This window comes from Treponema sp. (genome assembly GCF_051883275.1).
Taxonomy (GTDB): domain Bacteria; phylum Spirochaetota; class Spirochaetia; order Treponematales; family Treponemataceae; genus Treponema_D.
Window position 1 is genome coordinate 275,597 of the sequence record NZ_JBJETK010000046.1, and the last position, 20,035, is coordinate 295,631.

The window sequence follows — 20,035 nt, forward strand, 5'->3', positions numbered from 1 at the left end:
GTGTTTTTGCTTTTTCTTAAAGGAAAATTTTCTTCATACGGCAATATTTAACACCATTTTAAATCCTTTACTTGAAAATTGAAATGCAACATTGCTATAATAAAAAGTCTTGAAAATTTATTCACAGGAGGAGCAGATTGTTCGGAAAAAAGGAAAAAAGCCCGGCGCAGACTGTAATTGAGGATGTCTGCAAGGTAAAAAAAGGCGAAAATGTTCTTATAATAGCGAATCCTGAAACAAGCGGCATTGCCCAGGAGCTTTTTACTTCGGCGCTGGAGGCAAAAGCTTCGCCTGTGCTGGTTTATCAGGAAAAAAAGACTTCCTCGGATTTTGCGGAAAAGTCTGTTGTGGGGGCAATAAAATCAGAGCCGGATGTTATTTTTTCAATTTCCGCGGTCAAGCTTGGAAAGGACAGGGAAGCGATTGCCAGTCCCTACCGCATGCAGGATGGAAAAGTGTACGACAATACATTTGACTGGCTTTTATCCGGCAAAAAGACTATCCGTGCAGTGTGGACTCCGGGGCTTACAGAGGATATGTTCAGCCGTACAGTAAACATTGACTACAAGCTCCTGGGAGAGCGGTGCCGCAAAATATGCGAAAAGTACGAAAACGCGGTTTCAGTTCATGTTACTGCTCCTGGCGGAACCGACATTTTTGTGGGGCTTGAAGGAAGATGCGGCATGACTGATGACGGAGATTTCAGCAAGCCTGGCAGCGGCGGCAACATTCCTGCCGGGGAAACTTTTATAAGCCCGGTTGTTGGAACCTGCGAGGGAACGATTGTCTTTGACGGGAGCATGACTTTCAGCGACGGAGATTCGATTTTGCGAACCCCGATCCGCGTAAAGGTTGAAAAGGGCTTTGTTTCCGATATTTCCGGGGCGGAAGAGGCAAAGCGGCTTTTAAAGGATATTCAGCAGGCGGAAAAGGACGCTGTTTCCATGGAGGAAGCCGGAAAAATTCCAGAGGGGCAGGGCTCGGTTTATGCCAGGAACGCAAGAAACATAGGCGAGCTTGGAATCGGGCTGAATCCTGCTGCAAAAATCACTGGAAACATGCTTGAGGACGAAAAGGCGTTTAGAACATGCCATTTTGCTATTGGAGAAAACTATGACGGAGATGCGCCGTCTTTAATTCACTTTGACGGAGTGGTGCGCGAGCCGACTATAACCGTGCGCTACAAGGACGGAAGTGAATGTGTTATTTTAAACAATGGAGATTTGCAGATATGAAAAAAATTATATTTTTGTTGCTTGCTTTTTCGGCATGTGCCTTTGTTTTTTCCGAGGAAAACAGCGATGAAGGAAATGTGGACAAGGTAGCGAAAAAACTGAAGGAAATCGGACAGTCAATCGAAGTGGAAGTCAAGTCCGCTTCCGAAAAAACTGAAAAAGCTATCAATAACACGGAGAAAATAAAAGTTTCCGGCGTACTGAAAGTTGAAGACCTTTCGACACAATCATACGTTTTGAGCACTGACAGGGGAACTTTCACGCTGCATACAATCACGCAGTCTGAAAATTCCCTTGAAAAGCTTTCAAAGTACAAGGATAAAAATATTCTTGTTTCCGGAATTTTAAATAAGGAAACTAACGTTATTACAATGACCAGCTACAAGGAGCAGTAGGCCGCTTCAGACATTCGGTTTTTTCTGAGGCGACAGGGCTTCGGATTGCTGTGAAAGAATTTCCCTTGTCATGTCCTCGCTGTGCTTGAGCATTGCAGCCGGAATCCCGTATGCTTTTTCCAGTTCATCGCTGGTCATGACTTCATCCGGTGTTCCGTAGGACATATCCTTGTTTGGATGGATGAGCAGGACTTTTTCTGAATATTTTTTTGAAAGGTCAAGCTCATGCATTGAAAGGAACATCGGCGTTTTAGTTTCCTGGGAGTAGCTGCGCAGATATTCAAGCGCGCTTTCCTTCTGGCGGTTTTCCATTGCGAACATCGGCTCGTCCATGAAAATTCCTGCGCTTCCGTAAAGCAGGCTGAACGCAAGGAGAATACGCTGGTTTTCCCCCTTGCTGATTTCTGAAAGTCCGTGGTTCATAACAGAAGAAAGCTCGAACTGCTCCACAACTTCGCTGAAAAGATCCTGGCTTTTTATTCCCTTCGAATTCGCCTTGAGCGCGCCGTTTTTATATACAAACGAAAGCAGGTTTTCAACTTTGTCGTTGCTTTCAAATTCCATGTTCTGGTAAATAACAGAAGCCAAGAGGCATCGCTGCTCTTCGCCAAGAGACGCTATGTCCTGTCCAAGAAGGCGGACTTTTCCGGATGAAGGAACAAGCCTTCCGCTTGCAAGCAGCATGAGCGTGGATTTTCCGCATCCGTTCGGGCCGATTATGCTTGTGAATGCTCCGGGAATTCCCCCTGAAAAATGCTCAAAAACTGCGGCCGGAACAATCTGGTTTCCGTTTTCATCAAGATCGCCTTCCACCGGCGGATATGAAAAAGTGACATCTTCAAATTCAATAAAATTCATGCGACAAGCCTATTGCAATTTTAAAGAAAATGCAATGTAGAAATTTATCAGTGTCTGTGCTAAAATCTGAGGCATGAAATCTATTTGGTACAGAAATCCTGCCGGAAATTTTGACGAAGCTTTTTCCGTTGGCAATGGAAGAATCGGCGCAACTCTTTTTGGCGGAACAGGCCGTGAAGTTATATATCTGAACGAAGAGTCAGTCTGGTCTGGACGATATTCAGACAGAAACAACGAAAGCGCATTGAAATCCATAGGAAATATAAGGGCTTTGTTAAAGCAGGGACGCGAATACGAGGCCCAGGAGCAGGTTTTTGCTGGTCTTTCGGGCTGTCCGTGCTCGCAGGCTGTTTATAAAGCGGCTGGCAGAATTTCGATTGATTTTTACGATGCCGAGCACCAGGGGCTTTCGGGGCCGGACTCGGGCGACAAGGGAACATTTTCTTCCTACGATTCTTATAGAAGGGAACTTGATTTTTCAAGCGGAATCTGCTCGTCAAGTTTTTCACTTGAATCTGCCGCTCCAAGCACTGCGGATTTTTCCAACAGTCCAAGCGGAAGCTATATCACTTTCTCGCGCGAATGTTTTGCCTCCGCTTTGTCGGATGTTCTTGTCTATCATATTTCAGCTTCAATACCCAAGGCAATTTTTCTCAGGCTCAAGATAGAAGGCGACAGTTTTCCAAAAAAATACAGTCTTGCAGAGGACACTGTTGTTGCCCTGTGCGACTGCGGAATTCCTTATTCCGTGATGGTGACTGCGGTTGCTTCCGGCGGCTCTGTTTTTATCCAGGGCGATAATCTGGTTGTTGAAAAGGCGGACGATGTTACGCTTTACATTGATGTTGAAAGCGCCTATAGAAAAGGAAGCTACAAGAGAAAGGGCGGAAACACCTATAGAAATCCGATGGTTTTTGCTTCCAAGTGCGCTGACATTGCCCTGAAAAAAATCTGCTTTGCTTCGGGCGCATCCTACGAAACTTTGCGCTCTGACCATTCGCAGGAATTCGCCACATGGAACCAGCACGCGGTTCTTTCCCTGGAGAATTTGGAAACTGACGGCAAGTCCGCCGATGAAATCCGCCAGAATCCGGCTTCGGCGCGCTTTCTTGACTGGAATTATTCACGGTACAGGCTTGTTTCAAGCTGCCGGGAACAGGCGACTCTTCCTTCTGTGGGCGGCGGAATTTGGACTGCGGAAGCTCAGGCAGGAAATTTCAATTTGCGCACGCAGGATTTTTATAGGCGCAGCGCAGGAATTCTGGGGCTTGAAAGAATGAATCTTCCGCTGTTTGCCCTTGCAAAAAAAATGTACCGGAATGGAAAAGCCACCGCAAGGAAAATGTACGGCTGCCAGGGATTTGTTCTGCACGGCTCAACCGATATATGGGGAGATTCTGTTCCGTGCGGTTTTGACCTGACATCTTCCTATTCACCGCTCGGCGCATGTTTTCTTGCGCAGTCAGTGCTTGATTACTATGAATATTCTCTTGACCGCTCGTTTCTCCGGCGGAATTTTTACCTTTTGAAGGATGCCTGTGATTTTTTTGCCGACTATCTTGTTCCTGTTGAAAGCAAGAAATTTCTTTCACTCTGCCCGGCCTTTACAAGCGGCTACGAAACCAGAGCCGGAACTGTTGCCTATGCTGCCCTTGAAAGCGAGTCTGAAAACCGGACAGTAAAGCGGCTGTTTGAGTGCGCCCTGTCAGCGATGAAGTACCTTGGCTTCAAGGCTTCCTCGGGGCTTTTTATACGCTATAATTCAGCTCTTCAGCGGATAAAATGCGGTGAAGAGGAAAATGCTCAGCCGGCGCATCCAGAAGGCGGATTTGACGGTTTTATATTTGATGCGGCGCAGTCGATAATTTCAAGCAGAATAAAAGACGGCTGTGTTGAAATATCCCTTCTACCGAATTTGAATGGCGAATGGAGCAGCGGCTCGCTCACAAAAGTATGCCTCCATGGAAATATTCTTGCCGACATAAAATGGAAGGATGGAAAATTTGAGGATGCCCGGCTTTATACAGAGCCTGGAACCGTGTTTATAAAGCAGATTGTTGTCTGCTATGCAGGAAAAAAATACCGATCGCAGCTTTCAGACGGTTCTCTCGATATAAGAAATGTTCTTCCGACAACAGTTTAGAGCTTTTCTTAATCTATTTGCATAAAATTTGCCCTTATGCTATTATAGCGGAAATTCAGGGGGCTTTGAATGTTAAAGGGAAGACATCTTATTGAGCCGGCGGATTTGACTGTCAGTGAAATTGATGAAATTTGTTCCTTGGCGGAGCAGATGATTGTGGATCCTGTTTCTTTTCAGGACGTGTGTCGCGGGAAAATTCTTGCGACACTTTTTTTTGAGCCAAGCACAAGGACAAGGCTTTCTTTTGAGGCTGCGATGCTTCATCTTGGAGGAACTGTCGAAGGATTTGCTGATGCAAGCTATACTTCTTCCACAAAGGGAGAAACTTTGGCGGACACGATCAGGGTTGTAAGCTCATACGTTGATGTGATTGCAATGAGGTCTCCCAAGGAAGGGGCTGCGCTGCTGGCTTCAAAATTCAGCTCAGTTCCTGTGATAAATGCGGGCGACGGCGGACATTCTCATCCTACGCAGACTTTGACAGACCTTGTTACTATCCGCGCGCTCCAGGGCGGCTTTGAGGGGCATACAATAGGTTTCTGCGGTGATTTGAAATTCGGAAGAACTGTACATTCCCTTACCCAGGCACTGAGCCGGTACCGCAACAACAAATTTGTGTTTATCAGTCCGGAAGAGCTTAGGATTCCGTCATACATAGAGGATCTGCTGAAACCGGCTGGAATAGAATTCATCGAAGCGGAGCGGCTTGAAGATGTGATCGGCCAGCTTGATATTCTCTACATGACACGTGTTCAAAAGGAAAGATTTTTCAACGAACAGGATTACATCCGGCTCAAGGACAGCTACATTCTGAACAAGGATAAGATGAAGCTTGCCAAGCAGGACATGATAGTTCTGCATCCTCTTCCGCGTGTGAATGAAATTTCGCCTGAAGTGGATGACGATCCTCGCGCCGCATATTTCAAGCAGGTAAAATACGGAATGTTTGCCCGCATGGCATTGATTGCAAAACTTACAGGAGCTATCTGATGATTAATATCGCTGAAATCAAAAACGGACTTGTAATTGACCATATTCAGGCTGGAACCGGCTGGAGAGTTTTCAAGTGGCTGGGCTTGGACAAGGTCAGTTTTTCAACTGCGCTTATCGTGAATGCCTCTTCAAAAAAAACCGGAAAAAAGGACATTATAAAAATCGACAATATCATAAATATTGATTACAGCGTTCTTGGATTTATAGATTCAAATATAACTGTCAATGTAATTCAGGATTCAAAGATAACACGAAAAATAAAAATGGAGCTTCCTGAGAAAATTGAGAATGTCATTGAATGTAAAAATCCGCGCTGTATTACAATTACAGAGCGGTACGTTCCGCAGGAATTCCGGCTTGTGAACAGGAATAAAAAGGAATACCGCTGTGTTTACTGCGATTCTCTCAGCAAAGGCACGCTTGCAGTTGAATAGCAGAAATCGTTTTTAAAGCACACCATAGCCCAGCTGTTTCAGCATGGATATGTCTTCTTCATTCGTTGAGCCGGATGTTGTCAGAAAATCCCCTGAAATAAGTGCGTTTGCCCCGGACAGGAATGCATCTCTTCCGTTGTCCCCGAGGCTTTTTCTTCCGGCGGCGCATCTTATTGTCTGGGCCGGCATGATGAATCTGAACACTGCGATTGTTTTAAGGATTTCTTCGCGCGGAATTTTTTCCATGCTTTCAAATGGAGTTCCCTTTACCGGCATGAGAACATTTATTGGAACAGACTGCACGTCAAGATTTCTAAGCTCAAGAGCCATGTCTATTCTGTCTTCTCGTGTTTCTCCCATGCCGATTATTCCGCCGCTGCAAATTTCAAGTCCGGCTTTCTTTGCATTCAGAATTGTCTGCACGCGCTCTGTGTATGAATGTGTTGTGCAGATTTTGCCGAAGTAATTCTGGCTGGTTTCAAGATTGTGGTGGTAGCGTTCAACTCCTGTCTTTTTAAGCTCCTGCATCTGCTCAGGCGAAAGAATTCCAAGTGAAGCGCAGAGTTTTATTTTGTCATGAAGGCAGTTTTTTATCGCCCTGAAATTTTCAAGCGCGGCCTCGAATTCTTTTCCTGACAATCCGCGCCCTGATGTTACAAGCGAAATCCGCCGGATGCTGTTGTCCACTGCGCGCCGGCAAAGCTCCACCGATTTTTCCGGCTCGATGACTTCTGAAAAACTGTGCATGCTTTTCCAGTGAGCGGACTGGGCGCAGTATTTGCAGTCCTCTCCGCATTTTCCGCTTTTGGCATTTATTATGGAGCAGATGCTGGTTGTGTTCGGGCAGAAATTTTTTCTTATTCTGTCTGCCGCTTCAAAAAGCTTTGACGGCTGTTCTTCTTTGTAGAGCTCAAGGGCTTCTTCCCTAGTAACCTGATGGCTCTGGTGAATAACTGCGTTTTCAAGTTCCTCTGTGAATGTGTTCATTTTTACCGTGCACTCCTGTTTAAAACTGCCATTCTTTTTATTTCCGCGCTGTGAAGAAGGCATGAAAGAAAAGTTGTAAGCTGCTGGCTTAGAATTCTTATGCTGGCTTTTGATTTTCCCGGCATTCTTGCTTTTACGGCAAGCTCGACTCTGCTCCAGGTTGAAAAAATTTCCGGAATGAAATTTATTGCAAGCGACACTGTGAGCGCAGGATTCAGCCTTGCGATTTGCGGAATTATTTTTGCAATGCCCGACTGCAAGTGTTCAAGTGTGTTCTGAATTTGAAGAGGCGATGTTGTTTCAAAAACTATCTGCGCCGCGAGGGAAGTTATAAAAAATCTCGCTGTGTAAAGTATTCCGTAGGCAAGGGCATCCTTGTTGAGCCTGAAGGGAATGTCCGCAAGTTTCAGCAGAGTTACAAATCCGCCTATCACAAAAACGAATTTCAGCTGAAGAAGCGAATTCCATTTTGCCCCCGAAAGAAAAAATGCCGCAAACCCCAATGCAAGGAAGCCTAGAATTCTTAGGGCGATTCCGGTTGAAAAAAGCTCTTCCCATGAAACGGAAGTTCCGCCTGAATAAACAAAAATGCACAGAATAAAAAGCGCGCAAAGCTTTACAGCCGGAGGAAGCCTGTGTATTACGGAAGTTCCCTTTCTGTATGAAAACAAGCTTAAAGCCACAGCATGTCCTCCAGGGTTGAATAGTGCGCCGCGGGATTTTTTATGCTCCACTGCTCAAGGTTTTGCCTCAGGCCTTCTTGCGGCGTGCCTTCAAAGCGGATTTTTCCCTTGTCCAGCACAATAAATTTGTCTGCGAGCGCAAGTATTTTTTCAAGCTCATGGGTCAGAACTATGATAGTCTTTTTTTCGTCTTTGAGTTTTTTCAGAACCGCGCAGACTTGCCTTACTCCAGGCCAGTCTAAATTTGCAAACGGCTCGTCAAAAATAATAAGGCTCCGGTTAGTCGCAAGAATTCCTGAAACAGCAAGCCTTCGTTTTTCGCCGCCGGAAAGGGTTCTTGCGTATGCGGATCTTTTATGCAGAAGTCCTGTCTGTTCAAGCGAAGATTTTACGCAGGCTTCAAGGGCTTCTTTTTTCAGCCCGAAATTTTTTGCTCCAAACGCAACATCTTCTTCAGGTGTTTCACCTAGAATCTGGGAATCCGCATCCTGAAAAACAAGCCCCGCTGAATTTCCAAAAAGATTCACGCTTCCGCCTGTAGGCTCATCAAGCCCTGCAATCAGCGACATAAGCACACTTTTGCCTGAACCGTTCGAGCCTGCAATCACGCAGAATTCTCCCTGGTCAATCGAAAAGCTGATGTCCTCAAGCGCGATTGTTTTGTCAGCGAATATTTTTGAAACGCCTGTTACTTCAAGTGCTTTCATGCTAAATTTGTGTACCTGAAAATTACCGGGCGGAATTTGAAGACTGCCGGAATCATGATGAGTATTTTTATGATGTTCCCCGGAATAAACGGAACAAGAACTGCGGCGAGTGTTTTTTCAATTCCGCTTCCCGTTACGTGCATAAAGCCCAGAATTCCGCCTGCAAAAATAACGGCTGTTGAAACAACCGATGCGACTGCTATTGCTGTTATTGATTTGACTTTTGAATGTTCCTTGCTGGCTGGAATTATGAGCGCAAGTATCAAGCCTGAAACAACTGCGCCGGCTACGTAGGCAAATAAAAATCCTCCGGTTGGGCCTGCAATCAGGTGCTGGACTCCGCCCTTGCCTGAAAACACCGGCAGCCCGAGACACCCCAGAATCAAGAATACTATTACAGACAATGCTCCATATATCGGCCCCAGCAACATTCCTGAAAGCATGCACATCATGTCCTGTATAATAATCGGAATTCCTCCTGGCAGCGGAATCTGTATAAAGCAAGCCGCCGAGATGAGGGCTGCAAATAAAGACGTAAGCACAATGCCTGTTCCCTTTTTTGTTTTCATATAAAATCCTTTTCGTTAACTATGATTTTTAACAGGTTAACATAAAATGTTAAGGTGGTCAATATTTCTCCAGGAAATGAAAAAATGGAATTTTCTGTGTCTTACTTTAAAAAAGAATCCTGTCCGGGAATCAAAGAAATCTGTGCCGCTTCCGATTTTAGCTGTGCAAACCCGAATTCATTTATGCCTGAAAAAATAAATTCACTGCCTGACTCAAGGCGGATTTTTTTTCCAGTGTCAAAGCACAGGCTGTTCCATTCGTTGACAAGCGATGAATCTTTCTGCATTGCGTTTTTTTCTACTGTTTTGAATTCCTTTATAAATGCCTGCAGAAATTCACTCCGCGTGATTTTTATTCCGGATTTTTCAACACAGTCAGCTCCCTGAATTTTCGGGCACGACGTCAGGTTTATTCCGATTCCAAGATTGAGCCATGTGCATCTTCCTCCGGTTGCAGAAAAGTCATCAAGAATTCCGCCGATTTTTCCGCTTGAAGACCAGATGTCATTGGGCCATCTCACATAGAATTTTTTTTCTGTGAGTGAATTCAAAATCCGGACAGCCGCAATCTGGGCCGCCATTGTTTCCCTGTGCGTGTATGCCGCGGCGATTTTGCTGTGGGTAATCAGGGTACAGGCGATGCTTCCTTTTGTTGTTGACCAGCTGTGCTTTGCCTGTCCGCGGCCTTTTGTCTGCTTGTCTGCGGTTATAACTTCCAGCTGGCTGTGCGAAGAATTTTCCTGTGCGATTTTTCTTGCCTCTGTCATTGTGGATTCTGTTTCTGGAAAATGAAAAAACGAGCTTTCGTCCATTCCGAATTCCCACGGGAACAAGCTGTCCTTTAAATCTTTTTCCAGAAGATAGCCTGCGCGGGAAGTTGAAATCACATATCCTGCCGCCTGAAGAGCCTGGATGGCTTTCCACACTGCGACTCTGGAAATTCCTGCGAGCTTTGCAGCGTCTTCGCCGGAAACAGGAGAATTTTCATTTCTGAGAATTTCAAGAACTTTATGCTTTGTAGAAAAATTTTTTGTTGCCATTTGCAAAAAAGGTATCAAAAAAAAGTTGCAGCGGTCAATAGTGTTTGGCGGTGCTGGCTTTCTTTACATAGGATGTCAGAAACTCGTAGAATTTTTCAGTCTGCGAGCAGTCGGATTTGTTCCGCTTGTATGAAATCAGAATGTCCCTGCTGCACGAAGGCTTGCTTATTTCAAGAAGAAGAACTTTGTTTGTGTCGAGTTTTCCCCACGAATATTGCGGCCAGAATCCTATTCCGAGATTTGCTCCGATTATGTTTTTTACAGCTGAAATATTGTCGCTCTCAAAAATAATGTTCGGAGCAATGCCGGCTTCCTGGCAGTATTTGTCGCAGATTGTGCGCAGGTGCTTTGAGCCTGACAGCGCGATGAAATTTTCGTTTTTAACTTCCGCAAGCGATATTGATTTCAGCCCTGAAAAGCGCGGAATGTTTGGAACAGCAAGAAATATTTTTTCAGAGCAAACAAATATGCTGTCTTTTTCGTTTTTGTCCTGCTTGTAGAAATGCTTTGTTGTAACGCATATATCATACAAGTCTGTTTCGTCATTCTGGTTGAGGCGGATGTGTATTTTTTTATTTGTCTTTTTGTATTCAATTATTGCGCTTGTAACAAGGCTTGAAGCTGCCAGAACATTCAGATGAATCGTTGAATTTTCCAGGTTTGCCATTGTCTTCATTTGCTCGGGAAGTTCATTCAGTTCATTTACAAGCGGCAAAAGTTTTTTGTAGAGCCAGTCGCCGTAAGGAGTAAGCCTTATGCTTCTTCCTGTGCGCTTAAAAAGAGGAACGTTCAGTTCTTCCTCAAGTCTGTGGATTGCCTGTGTGAGGGCAGGCTGGGCTACATGAAGAATTTCCGCGCTTTTTGTGACATGCTCATTTCTTGCGACTTCCATGAAGTATCTTATCTGGCTCAATTCCATTCGATAAGTATAGCTTATTGATTTGATAAAAACAATATATTAGTAGTTATCATAAAAAAGTGCTATGTTTTTTGTGTTTGGAGGTTTATATGCCGGATATTTTAGAGGCATCAATGCTTATATGTTTTGGACTTTCATGGCCGATTTCAGTTGTGAAAAATATAAAGTCAGGAACGGCAAAGAACATGAGCCTGCGCTTTATACTTTTGATTGTCGCTGGGTACATTGCAGGAATTTCAGCGAAGATAATTCTTGGAAGCTTCAATTATGTTCTGGGAGTTTACATTCTGAACCTTGCGATAGTGAGCATAAATATTCCAGTTTATTTTATCAACAAAAGAAATGACAAAGGACTTTTAAAAATTCGTTTCCAATGATTTTGCCTGTGGAATACCAGGGCTTAAAGCATTGCGTTTTAGAGTTTTACATAAAAAAATACTTTGTGCGGGAAGGCAGCAGGATGAATAACAACGAAAAATTTATTGCGGAAAAAATCAGCGATTTCAGGACTTTGAATGAAGCCGGAAGGAGCGGCGGAGTTGTGTTCTTTGGCTCTACTTATTTTTCACGGATGAATATAAATGAGCTTGCGAACAATGACGAGATGGGCGGAAAAATTTACGACAGAAGCATGCAGGGCTTGAAACTTGCCGATTCTTTCAGGCTTCTTGAAAGCGCAGTTTATGAGCTGAATCCGTCAAGGATTTTTGTCAACTTCGGCGAGGAAGAATGTCAGGCTGAAAATTTCAATGCGGATGAATTTTTGGACAAATATAAATGGCTTTTGCTGAGTCTGCGCCGCAAATGCAGGAACTCAAGAATTTATATTGTGTCTGTGGTTTCTCCAGAAAAAAATGCGGCGGCTGTAAATAGCGGGCTTGAATTTCTTGCAGGAGAAACGGGCTGCGGATTTATAAATGTAACAAAAGAAGCTTTTGAAAACATGGGCTTTGAAAAAGTATTCAATGCGCTAAAACCTTTTGTGCGGATTTTTCCCGTAAGCTTTGCACAGGCAATGCAGATGGCTTAGCGCAGAATTCTTCCGCTGGAATCTCCATTGACCAGATGCTCAACTTCTTCCACAGAAACCATGTTGAAATCTCCTTCAATGGAGTGCTTGAGGCAGGAGGCCGCGCTTGCAAATTCCACAGCTTTCTGTCCGTCTTCGTTTTTAAGAAGTGAATGGATTAAGCCGGCGCAAAAACTGTCTCCGCCGCCGAGCCTGTCCACAACGGCCATGTCGTATTCCCTGCTGAAAAAACATTCCTTTCCGTCATAAAAAAGGGCAGACCACTTGTTTCTGTTTGCATTTATAGAAGAGCGCATTGTTATGGCGACTTTTTTGAATCCGTATTTTTCCGCAAGCTGGAGCGCGACATTTTTGTAGCCTTCTGCGTTGAGCTTTCCGTTTTCAATGTCGGTGTCGGCCGCGGCTATTCCAAAGACATCCTTTGCATCTTCTTCATTTGAAATGCAGATATCAACATAGGGTGCAATTTTTTCCATAGTCTGCCGCGCCTGGTTTTTTGTCCACAGCTTGCTTCGGTAGTTCAAATCGCAGCTTACAGGAATTCCCCTTGAGTTTGCGGCTGAGCATGCCTCTATGCAGATTTCAGGGAGCTCTCCGCCGAGCGCCGGTGTTATTCCAGTGAAGTGAAACCATGATGCGTTTTCAAGAATGAGATTCCAGTTGTAGTCCGATTTTGTGCTCATCGCAACAGACGAGCCTGCCCTGTCATAGATGCATTTTGAAGGACGCTGGCTTGCTCCGCGCTCATTGAAATAAATTCCAACTCTGTTTCCGCCGCGGGAAATGTATTCTGTGCGCACCCCGAATTTTCTCAGGCTGTTGACTGCGCACTGACCTATTTCATGCACTGGAAGCTTTGTAACAAAAAAAGATTCCTCCCCGAAATTCGCAAGGGAAAGAGCAACATTCGCTTCCGCCCCTCCGAAAGTCGCAGTTAGTCTGTCTGTCTGTACAAAGCGGTAATATCCTTCCGGCTGTAAACGAAGTAGAAGCTCCCCGAATGTAACTGTTTTCATATTATTCCTTTGACAGAAGCTCTGAAAACGGTGTGTCGTGCAGAATCAGGTAGCGGCTTGCATATCCGTTGAAATAATCATCTTCTGTGAGTGTGTAGGATTTTATGTTTCTTCTGCTTGTGTCGGAGTCCTGGAGCTTTCCGTTTTTGGAAACTGTCTTTGAGTTGTATTCCCTGATTCCGTACTTTGCGTTTCCGCGCGGATAAACTTCAAGGTTCATGTCATCATCCCAGAGAAGCTCCGGTGCGAAAATGTCGGAAAAAATGCAGTTTATAAATGCAATGCTGTTCCAGTCTTTTGCGCTTTCTGCTGTTCCGTCTGTGCGACATGCGAACACGGAAGTTTTCTTGCGCTTTTCCCCAAAGAATCGGCAGCCCGTAAAGACAAAGCCGTTTTTTTCGGCGACTGCATGGCTGTTCACGGCAAATCCGTTGAAATCGCCGCGGTTGTCTGATATCACTTCTACTGCGCAGTTTTCAAAGAGGCAGGTGTCAGGCTCCCCGTAAATAAAGTCCACATCGCCGCTGACTGTTGAATTAAGGAACCAGCTGAATCCCTTTAAAAAGAGAGTGTTCTGTTTTCCTTCGATTTTCATTCCCTCGCAGAAAAGTGTTCCGGATGAATTGTTCCACACAAGGGCTTCCGCTGAATCAGAGGCGGCTATGGGCTCTTCGGATGTTTTTATATGAGTGTTTGAGATTGTGAAATTCTTGAGGGAAATATTTGTTGCGTTCGGCCCGATTGAGAACACTGCCCGGTTTTGCTGTCCTTTGTTGTAGGCCTCGCAGTTGTCAGCCAGGATCACACAGTTTTCCGCCTTTGTTCCCGGCGCGCTTTCTATTAGAAGAGGATTTGAAAGATTATACCTTATTGTTTCTCTGTAGAATCCCGGCTCAAGAACCAGATGAACAGGAGTGTCTTTTGCGACAGTTCCTGTGGAAATCATTTCCTTTATTTTTTTTAGGGCAGCTGCTATAGCTGCTGGCGATTTATTATTGACATTTAATTCCAGCATAAAACATCCCGCGTTTTTTTTGTATTAAGGCAGCCCCTGAAAACTCAAGGTTTCCGGGGGGGGGTTCTTGATTATACCATGGAATATGCAAAAAAAGCAATTTTTACACTGGAAAGTTTCCGCTGAAAAAAAAGAGATAAGAAAACCTCTTGAAAAGGAATTCTTATCTCCTTTATGTGCTCCAAATCAGGCTAGCCTGCAAGATATTTGTTTATACTCGCGGCAGCTTTTCTTCCCTCTCCCATGGCAAGAATAACTGTGGCCGCTCCAAGAACAATATCACCGCCTGCCCAGACTTTTGTCATGCTTGTTTCCTGGCTTTCGTCGACCGTGATATGTCCATGGTCATCCACTTTTATTTCCGGCGTTGTAGCAGGAATAAGAGGATTCGAATTGTTTCCGAGCGCAACTATTACTGCATCGCATGGAATTTCATGCTCGCTGCCTTTTATTTCAACAGGGCGGCGGCGGCCTTTTTCGTCTGGCTCGCCAAGCTCATAGGACAGCGCCTTTATTCCTGTGACTTTTCCAGTTTCGCTGCTGCCAAGAATTTCAACCGGGTTTTCAAGGAATTTGAAAATTACTCCTTCCTCCTCCGCGTGGTCTACTTCTTCCCGGCGTGCTGGCATTTCTGTGCGTGAGCGGCGGTAGACAACGTAAACTTTTTCCGCTCCAAGCCGAAGCGCCATTCTTGCCGCATCCATTGCAACGTTTCCGCCTCCGCAGACTACAACTGTCTTGGCATGATAATATGGAGTGTCGGCATTTTCTGTGTCATAAGCCTTCATCAGGTTTGCGCGCGTGAGATATTCGTTTGCGCTGAATACACCGATATAGTTTTCGCCCGGAATCCCGAAGAATTTTGGAAGTCCTGCGCCTGTTCCGATAAAGGCGGCGTCAAATCCTTTTTCTGTGAGAATCTGCTGCACTGTCATTGTGCGCCCGACAAGAGTGCTCATTTCAAAATGAACGCCCATGCGCTTCAGGTTTTCAACTTCATTTTGAACAATGGCTTTTGGAAGGCGGAATTCAGGAATTCCATAGACCATAACGCCTCCAGCCTTGTGGAAAGCCTCGAATACTGTAACGTCATGACCTGCGCGGCGGCAGTCGGCTGCAACAGTAAGTCCCGCAGGACCTGAGCCTACAACAGCCACTTTTTTGCCGGTTGAAGGAGCTGTCACAGGCGCGCTTGAAAGTCCGTTTTCACGCTCATAGTCAGCGACAAATCTTTCCAGGCGGCCGATGCTTACAGATTTTTCTGCGTTTTTGTAAACTTTACCGACAGTGCATTGTCCCTGGCACTGCTTTTCCTGCGGGCATACACGTCCGCAGATTGCAGGCAGAAGATTTGTTTCCTTTATAATATCAACAGCCGCCTTGAATTCGCCTTTTGCGACCTGCTCAATGAATTTTGGAATCTGGACATTTACAGGGCAGCCGGAAACACAGGGCTGGTTTTTACACTGAAGGCATCTGTTTGCTTCTACAATAGCCTGCTCTGCTGTGTATCCGAGTGCGACTTCTGTCATCTGTCTTGCGCGGACCAGTGGCTCTCCTGAAGGCATCTCCATCTGCGGAATAGCCATGCGCTCCTTTGCTGAAAGTTCTTTTCCCTTTATTTTGCTGTATTCGTTTGCAGCGGTTTCCTCCAGCTGCTTCAGTGTCTTGTGTTCGCTCATTTGTTTCTCCGTCAGTTTACATTCCGATTTTGCACTTGTGCTTTTCTTCTTCATCCTTGAAGCTCTTCATGCGTGTCATCATGTTCGCCCAGTCAACCTGGTGTCCGTCAAAGTCCGGGCCGTCAACGCATACGAATTTTGTTTTTCCGCCTACGCTTACACGGCAGCCGCCGCACATTCCTGTGCCGTCAATCATGATTGTATTAAGCGAAACTGTGGTCTTTACGTTGTATTTTTCAGTTGTGGCGCATACAAATTTCATCATTATAGGAGGCCCGATTGCAATAACTTCAGCCGGCGGTGTCTGTGACTGGCACAATTCTTCCACGGGAACAGTTGAAACTCCCTGGCGTCCGGCGCTTCCGTCATCGGTCATGATTATAACTTCATCTGCGACTGCCTTCATTTCATCAACAAAAATAAGAAGATCCTTTGTGCGCGCGCAGATTACAACAATAACTTTGTTTCCTGCGGCCTTCAGAGCCTGGACAATAGGGTAGAGCGGGGCTGTTCCAATTCCGCCGCCTACACAGAGAACGGGAGCATCATATTTTTCGATTTTAGACGGTGTTCCCAAAGGTCCGAGCACAGCGGCAAGATATTCACCTTCGTTGAGCCGGGAAATTTTCATTGTGCCTGCTCCGACTGCCTGAAAGACAATGGCGACCCAGCCTTCTTCTGCATTTGCGTCTGCGATTGTGAGCGGTATTCTTTCGCCCATTTCGTTATCATACTGGACAATCAGGAACTGTCCTGCCTTTCGGTTTTTTGCGATGTCAGGAGCTTCAAATTTCATGTAGTAAACGGTTTCTGAGAGTTTCCGCTTTTCTAGAATTTTGTTCATCTTTCTATCCTTACACAAACTGAATTTATTTGAATATTTCTACAACTATAGCACAAATATGAGTTTTAGTGAAGTGTTAGACATAAACAAAGAAAATGTCATGCAAAATTTCTTTGAATCCATGGAGCAAAAAAAAAGCCCCGGCGTTTTGCTGGAGCGGTTGCATGTAATTTATGCTTTAGTTAACTTCTACAAGGTTTGTGTAAAGAGTTGCTGTGCGCCATTGTTTTACTTCTGGGCAGGCAGGCACTTTAAATGTAAAACTATACTGGGCAAAGAATGTTTTTGCTCCGAAATCTTCCAGACTGCGTCCGTCCTGATGTTTAAGCTCAATAGAGCAGGATTCTTTTATAGTTTCTTCGCTTTCATAGTTGTTGAACCAGTCTGTATTTTTACCCCAGTCTTTATCGCCATAGAAAATGTCAATATAAGTGCCTACATCCTGTACAACAGTATCCTGTGGAGGAATAACGTTTTCTATCCAGACATTTGCGTTTTCACCATTGCAACTTGCAAATGCCCATTCTCCGTTTTTCAGATTGGAATAGTCGATGTCGCCAATTCCACCTTTTGCTTTGACTGTTAGGTAATAGCAATAAAATTTATCTCTGTCTATTTCTATGCTGCTGTCTCTCCGTGGCTCAATCTGAACCCTGAACTTGTATACTTCGTTTTCCTCGCAAAGCGGATATATAAAATTGATTTCTTCTTTAGTGCTGTCTTCGGAGTATTGTGGATCAAAATACCAGGTGTTTAATACAGCGCATGTTGTATCCATTTCTATTCCGTTTATTTTTTCAATGCGGTAAACGGCAATATAGTTGCTTCCGTTTTCGAAATTTTTATCTTCAAGTGCAAATAAAGGGTTCTTAATTGTAAAATGCATTCCGTCTTCTTTTGCTTCAACAATTACAAGGTCTGTTTCTACTTTATAGGAAGCAGACGAGCCTTCTTCTTTCACTAATCTTGAAGAGTCGGCTATTGTTCCGTTGTTTTGAATTCTAAGATCAAGAACCCCCTTGTTTCCGTCTGAATTAGAACTGTCAGAGCTTCCATCAGAACAGCCAGCAAGGCACAGTGCGGAAATCAGCACAATCCCCAGCACAAATTTTGAGTATTTCATAAAAATCTCCTAATAAAATAAAATAGGAACCAAAAAAACTTCCGTTTCTATTTTACCGGGGGGGGCGATTGTCAAGACCTTTTTGTGTTTTTGTGTTTTTTACATAAAATGAAAAAATGTCATGTAAATTTGTAGCTCCCAGAGGCTTTTTATGAGTTTCCGTTTCCGTTTATTGTATTCGCAGAGCCGTCGTTCACGTATTTTTCAAGTTGAATTTCCGCCTGTTTTACAGTGGTTATCACGGAAGGCCCTGCTATGCATCCGCCTTCGCAAGACATTACTTCTATGAGGTTCGGGGTGTCCGGCTTTGATGGAATTTTCCCGGAATTTATGAGGCCGTATGCATTGAGCATTTTCATTCCGCTTTTGCTGAGTCCGTCTATTTTTGCAGGGCGCAGAATTGACTTGTCTTTTAGGCGAAGCGCAACGGCTTCCATTACACCGCCTGTGCGAGCGAAATTCCGTCCGCTTGCAGTTGGAATTATTGATTCATGCCGCTTGTCCATTTCCTCGACATTTATTCCCTTTGCCTCAAAAAGCGCGGAAATTTCTTCAGCGGTGATAACATAGTCAACAAGCTCATCTCCGAAGCCTTCGCGTTTTTTTGCAAGGCACGGGCCGATAAAAACTGTGATGCAGTCAGGGTCGGCTTTTTTTGCGATTTCTGCGGTGTAATGCATAGGGCTTCTTGTTTCTGAAACACAGGGAATGAGAGCCGGAACATGCTTGTACACAGCGCGCACATAGGCGGAGCAGCATGAGGTTGTCATCATTTTGTCTCCGCGCGCCATTCGCTCTTCAAATTCCTTGGATTCCTTGTCTGCGCAGATGTCGGCGCCCACTGCCACTTCCCATACGCGGTTGAATCCGGATGCAAGCAGGGAAGATTCGATTTGCCCCGGGCTGACCTTGAACTGCGAGGCTATGGACGGAGCATAAAGAGCCACTACTTTCCGGCAGTTCATTATGTGCTTTATTACGTCCACAATCTGGCTTTTGTCCATCATTGCTCCGAACGGACATTCGCGCATGCATTTTCCGCAGAATATGCATTTGTGGTAGTCGATTTTTTCGTGGCCTTTTTCGTCTTTTGAGATTGCGCCTACAGGACAGGCTTCTTCGCACGGAACCGGGATTTTTATAATTGAATGGTAGGGACAGTTTTCCATGCACTTTCCGCAGTTTATGCATAGCTTTTCATCTATGGAAGCTCTTTTGTCTACGGTGATTGCCTTGCGCGGACAGTTGATCATGCAAGGGCGCGCATAGCATCCTTGGCAGGCATTTGTTACCATATAATGCGCTTTAACACAGCCGTTGCATGCTTCGTCCAGAACGGTGAGCATTGGCCATGTGGGCTTTTCGCGTTCAAGAGCCTGCCTTGCAAACGAGGCGAGGGTTGCTTCCTCGTCGATATTTTCAACTGAGATTCCCATCCGGGCAAGAACTCTCATGCGGAGAATTTCGCGGTCGTGGAAAATGCAGCATCTGAGCGGCGGCTTGTCACGCGGAGCCATTTCGCGCGGAATAAAATGCACTCCCTCTTCGAGCTTTCCTTCCAGCTGAAGTTTTATGATTCTCACAAGGATTTCATGTTTTATGTTTGATGTGTTGTTGTTGATATTAAGCATTTTTATTCCGCCTGTTTATTCAAAATTTTATTGCCGCCTTGTTTTCTAGTCCGTTACCGAGAATTCGCTCAGGCTGCCCAGTTTTTCAATGGAAGAAAGCAAGTGTGAAAAATCATATTCAATGGGCGCCTTTACAATGTAATGAAGTATCAGCTGCCTGGTTTTTATAATCCGGCTCATGTTCATGTCCGCTACAATCAGACCGTGCGAAGTGATTGTTTCCCTGAGTTTTTTTATGTCAACAATTTCATTCTCAAAGCACAGATGAAGGCTCTTTGTTCTTTCCGCTGGAAAATACTTTGATTCAAGCTTTTCAAGAAGCATGAGCAGAAGAAGAACCATCGCAAGAGCTATTCCCACCTGGATAAAAAGCCCGGCTCCTATTGCAAGCCCGAATGCTGACACAGTCCAGATTATCGCCGCGGAAGTAAGGCCTCTTATATTCAGCCCCTGCTTCATGATAGCGCCGCCGCCGAGAAATCCTATTCCGCTCACAACACCGGCCGCAATTCTTGTTGGGTCGCCTCTGCCCGGAATAGATATTTCATTTACCCTTGCCATGTAAACTGAAAGGATTGAAAGCAGCGTTGAAGAGATGCATATTAAAATCAGCGTTCTCATTCCAATCACCTGGTTGTGGGTTTTCCGCTCAAGCCCCATGAGACCGCCGCATACTGCTCCCGCAATGACTTTTATAATGCTTTCGGTTAAAAAATCCAATTCCATCTGCA

Annotated in this window: 21 protein-coding genes; 7 read left to right on the forward strand and 14 right to left on the reverse strand. The window is 44.9% G+C overall.

The window, feature by feature from the left end; all coding sequences use genetic code 11:
- Positions 1–137: 137 nt before the first annotated feature.
- Complete coding sequence (locus tag ACI4L0_RS08000; RefSeq protein ID WP_439799640.1) at positions 138–1,235, forward strand: aminopeptidase; 1,098 nt, start codon at positions 138–140, stop codon at positions 1,233–1,235.
- Positions 1,232–1,630, forward strand: a complete 399-nt coding sequence (locus ACI4L0_RS08005; protein ID WP_439799641.1) for a hypothetical protein — start codon at positions 1,232–1,234, stop codon at positions 1,628–1,630. The genes ACI4L0_RS08000 and ACI4L0_RS08005 overlap by 4 nt, the downstream gene beginning before the upstream one ends.
- A 6-nt stretch (positions 1,631–1,636) precedes the next feature.
- Here ACI4L0_RS08005 and ACI4L0_RS08010 read toward each other — a convergent pair whose 3' ends face one another.
- Positions 1,637–2,488, reverse strand: coding sequence for an ATP-binding cassette domain-containing protein (locus ACI4L0_RS08010; protein WP_439799642.1), 852 nt, complete (start codon positions 2,486–2,488; stop codon positions 1,637–1,639).
- Between the two features lie 73 nt (positions 2,489–2,561).
- On the opposite strand from ACI4L0_RS08010, the gene ACI4L0_RS08015 reads away from it, so the two are divergent.
- The 3 genes from ACI4L0_RS08015 (at position 2,562) to ACI4L0_RS08025 (ending at position 6,058) form a co-directional block, all read left to right on the forward strand.
- Positions 2,562–4,631 carry a glycoside hydrolase family 95 protein gene (locus tag ACI4L0_RS08015; RefSeq protein WP_439799643.1) on the forward strand — a complete coding sequence of 690 codons (2,070 nt, stop codon included), beginning with the start codon at positions 2,562–2,564 and terminating at the stop codon, positions 4,629–4,631.
- Between the two features lie 69 nt (positions 4,632–4,700).
- On the forward strand, positions 4,701–5,621 hold the full coding sequence (gene pyrB / locus ACI4L0_RS08020; protein ID WP_439799644.1) for an aspartate carbamoyltransferase: 921 nt from the start codon (positions 4,701–4,703) through the stop codon (positions 5,619–5,621).
- A complete protein-coding gene (locus ACI4L0_RS08025) occupies positions 5,621–6,058 on the forward strand; it encodes an aspartate carbamoyltransferase regulatory subunit (protein ID WP_439799645.1) in 438 nt (145 codons plus the stop codon). Before pyrB ends, ACI4L0_RS08025 begins: the two co-directional genes overlap by 1 nt.
- 12 nt (positions 6,059–6,070) lie before the next feature.
- Here ACI4L0_RS08025 and bioB read toward each other — a convergent pair whose 3' ends face one another.
- From bioB to ACI4L0_RS08055, 6 genes are all read right to left on the reverse strand, one after another.
- Positions 6,071–7,045 (reverse strand): biotin synthase BioB, encoded by a 975-nt coding sequence (bioB, locus tag ACI4L0_RS08030; protein WP_439799646.1) that lies wholly within the window; start codon positions 7,043–7,045, stop codon positions 6,071–6,073.
- Between the two features lie 2 nt (positions 7,046–7,047).
- Complete coding sequence (locus tag ACI4L0_RS08035) at positions 7,048–7,728, reverse strand: CbiQ family ECF transporter T component (protein WP_439799647.1); 681 nt, start codon at positions 7,726–7,728, stop codon at positions 7,048–7,050.
- Complete coding sequence (locus ACI4L0_RS08040) at positions 7,719–8,435, reverse strand: energy-coupling factor ABC transporter ATP-binding protein (RefSeq protein ID WP_439799648.1); 717 nt, start codon at positions 8,433–8,435, stop codon at positions 7,719–7,721. The genes ACI4L0_RS08035 and ACI4L0_RS08040 overlap by 10 nt, the downstream gene beginning before the upstream one ends.
- Entirely contained in the window at positions 8,432–9,004 is a 573-nt protein-coding gene (locus ACI4L0_RS08045) for a biotin transporter BioY (protein WP_439799649.1), read from the reverse strand. The genes ACI4L0_RS08040 and ACI4L0_RS08045 overlap by 4 nt, the downstream gene beginning before the upstream one ends.
- A 101-nt stretch (positions 9,005–9,105) precedes the next feature.
- On the reverse strand, positions 9,106–10,044 hold the full coding sequence (locus ACI4L0_RS08050; protein ID WP_439799650.1) for a biotin--[acetyl-CoA-carboxylase] ligase: 939 nt from the start codon (positions 10,042–10,044) through the stop codon (positions 9,106–9,108).
- Positions 10,045–10,078: 34 nt separating this feature from the next.
- Positions 10,079–10,963 (reverse strand): LysR family transcriptional regulator, encoded by an 885-nt coding sequence (locus ACI4L0_RS08055; protein ID WP_439799651.1) that lies wholly within the window; start codon positions 10,961–10,963, stop codon positions 10,079–10,081.
- An 89-nt stretch (positions 10,964–11,052) separates the two neighbouring features.
- Between ACI4L0_RS08055 and ACI4L0_RS08060 the strand changes: the two genes are divergently transcribed.
- Together ACI4L0_RS08060 and ACI4L0_RS08065 are read left to right on the forward strand one after the other, a co-directional pair.
- Entirely contained in the window at positions 11,053–11,340 is a 288-nt protein-coding gene (locus tag ACI4L0_RS08060; protein ID WP_439799652.1) for a hypothetical protein, read from the forward strand.
- A gap of 83 nt (positions 11,341–11,423) precedes the next feature.
- Entirely contained in the window at positions 11,424–11,993 is a 570-nt protein-coding gene (locus ACI4L0_RS08065) for a hypothetical protein (protein ID WP_439799653.1), read from the forward strand.
- Here ACI4L0_RS08065 and ACI4L0_RS08070 read toward each other — a convergent pair.
- From ACI4L0_RS08070 to ACI4L0_RS08100, 7 genes are all read right to left on the reverse strand, one after another.
- Positions 11,990–13,009: a PfkB family carbohydrate kinase gene (locus tag ACI4L0_RS08070; protein ID WP_439799654.1), complete on the reverse strand. Its 1,020-nt coding sequence runs from the start codon at positions 13,007–13,009 to the stop codon at positions 11,990–11,992. The genes ACI4L0_RS08065 and ACI4L0_RS08070 overlap by 4 nt on opposite strands.
- A gap of 1 nt (position 13,010) precedes the next feature.
- Entirely contained in the window at positions 13,011–14,024 is a 1,014-nt protein-coding gene (locus tag ACI4L0_RS08075) for a pectinesterase family protein (protein ID WP_439799655.1), read from the reverse strand.
- A 191-nt stretch (positions 14,025–14,215) separates the two neighbouring features.
- Positions 14,216–15,706: an NADPH-dependent glutamate synthase gene (gene gltA / locus ACI4L0_RS08080; protein ID WP_439799656.1), complete on the reverse strand. Its 1,491-nt coding sequence runs from the start codon at positions 15,704–15,706 to the stop codon at positions 14,216–14,218.
- 16 nt (positions 15,707–15,722) lie between these two features.
- Positions 15,723–16,550, reverse strand: coding sequence for a sulfide/dihydroorotate dehydrogenase-like FAD/NAD-binding protein (locus ACI4L0_RS08085; protein ID WP_439799657.1), 828 nt, complete (start codon positions 16,548–16,550; stop codon positions 15,723–15,725).
- A gap of 178 nt (positions 16,551–16,728) precedes the next feature.
- On the reverse strand, positions 16,729–17,673 hold the full coding sequence (locus tag ACI4L0_RS08090; protein WP_439799658.1) for a hypothetical protein: 945 nt from the start codon (positions 17,671–17,673) through the stop codon (positions 16,729–16,731).
- Positions 17,674–17,822: 149 nt separating this feature from the next.
- Positions 17,823–19,304 carry a monomeric [FeFe] hydrogenase gene (locus ACI4L0_RS08095; RefSeq protein ID WP_439799659.1) on the reverse strand — a complete coding sequence of 494 codons (1,482 nt, stop codon included), beginning with the start codon at positions 19,302–19,304 and terminating at the stop codon, positions 17,823–17,825.
- A 45-nt stretch (positions 19,305–19,349) separates the two neighbouring features.
- Positions 19,350–20,030: an MgtC/SapB family protein gene (locus ACI4L0_RS08100; protein ID WP_439799660.1), complete on the reverse strand. Its 681-nt coding sequence runs from the start codon at positions 20,028–20,030 to the stop codon at positions 19,350–19,352.
- Positions 20,031–20,035: the final 5 nt, after the last annotated feature.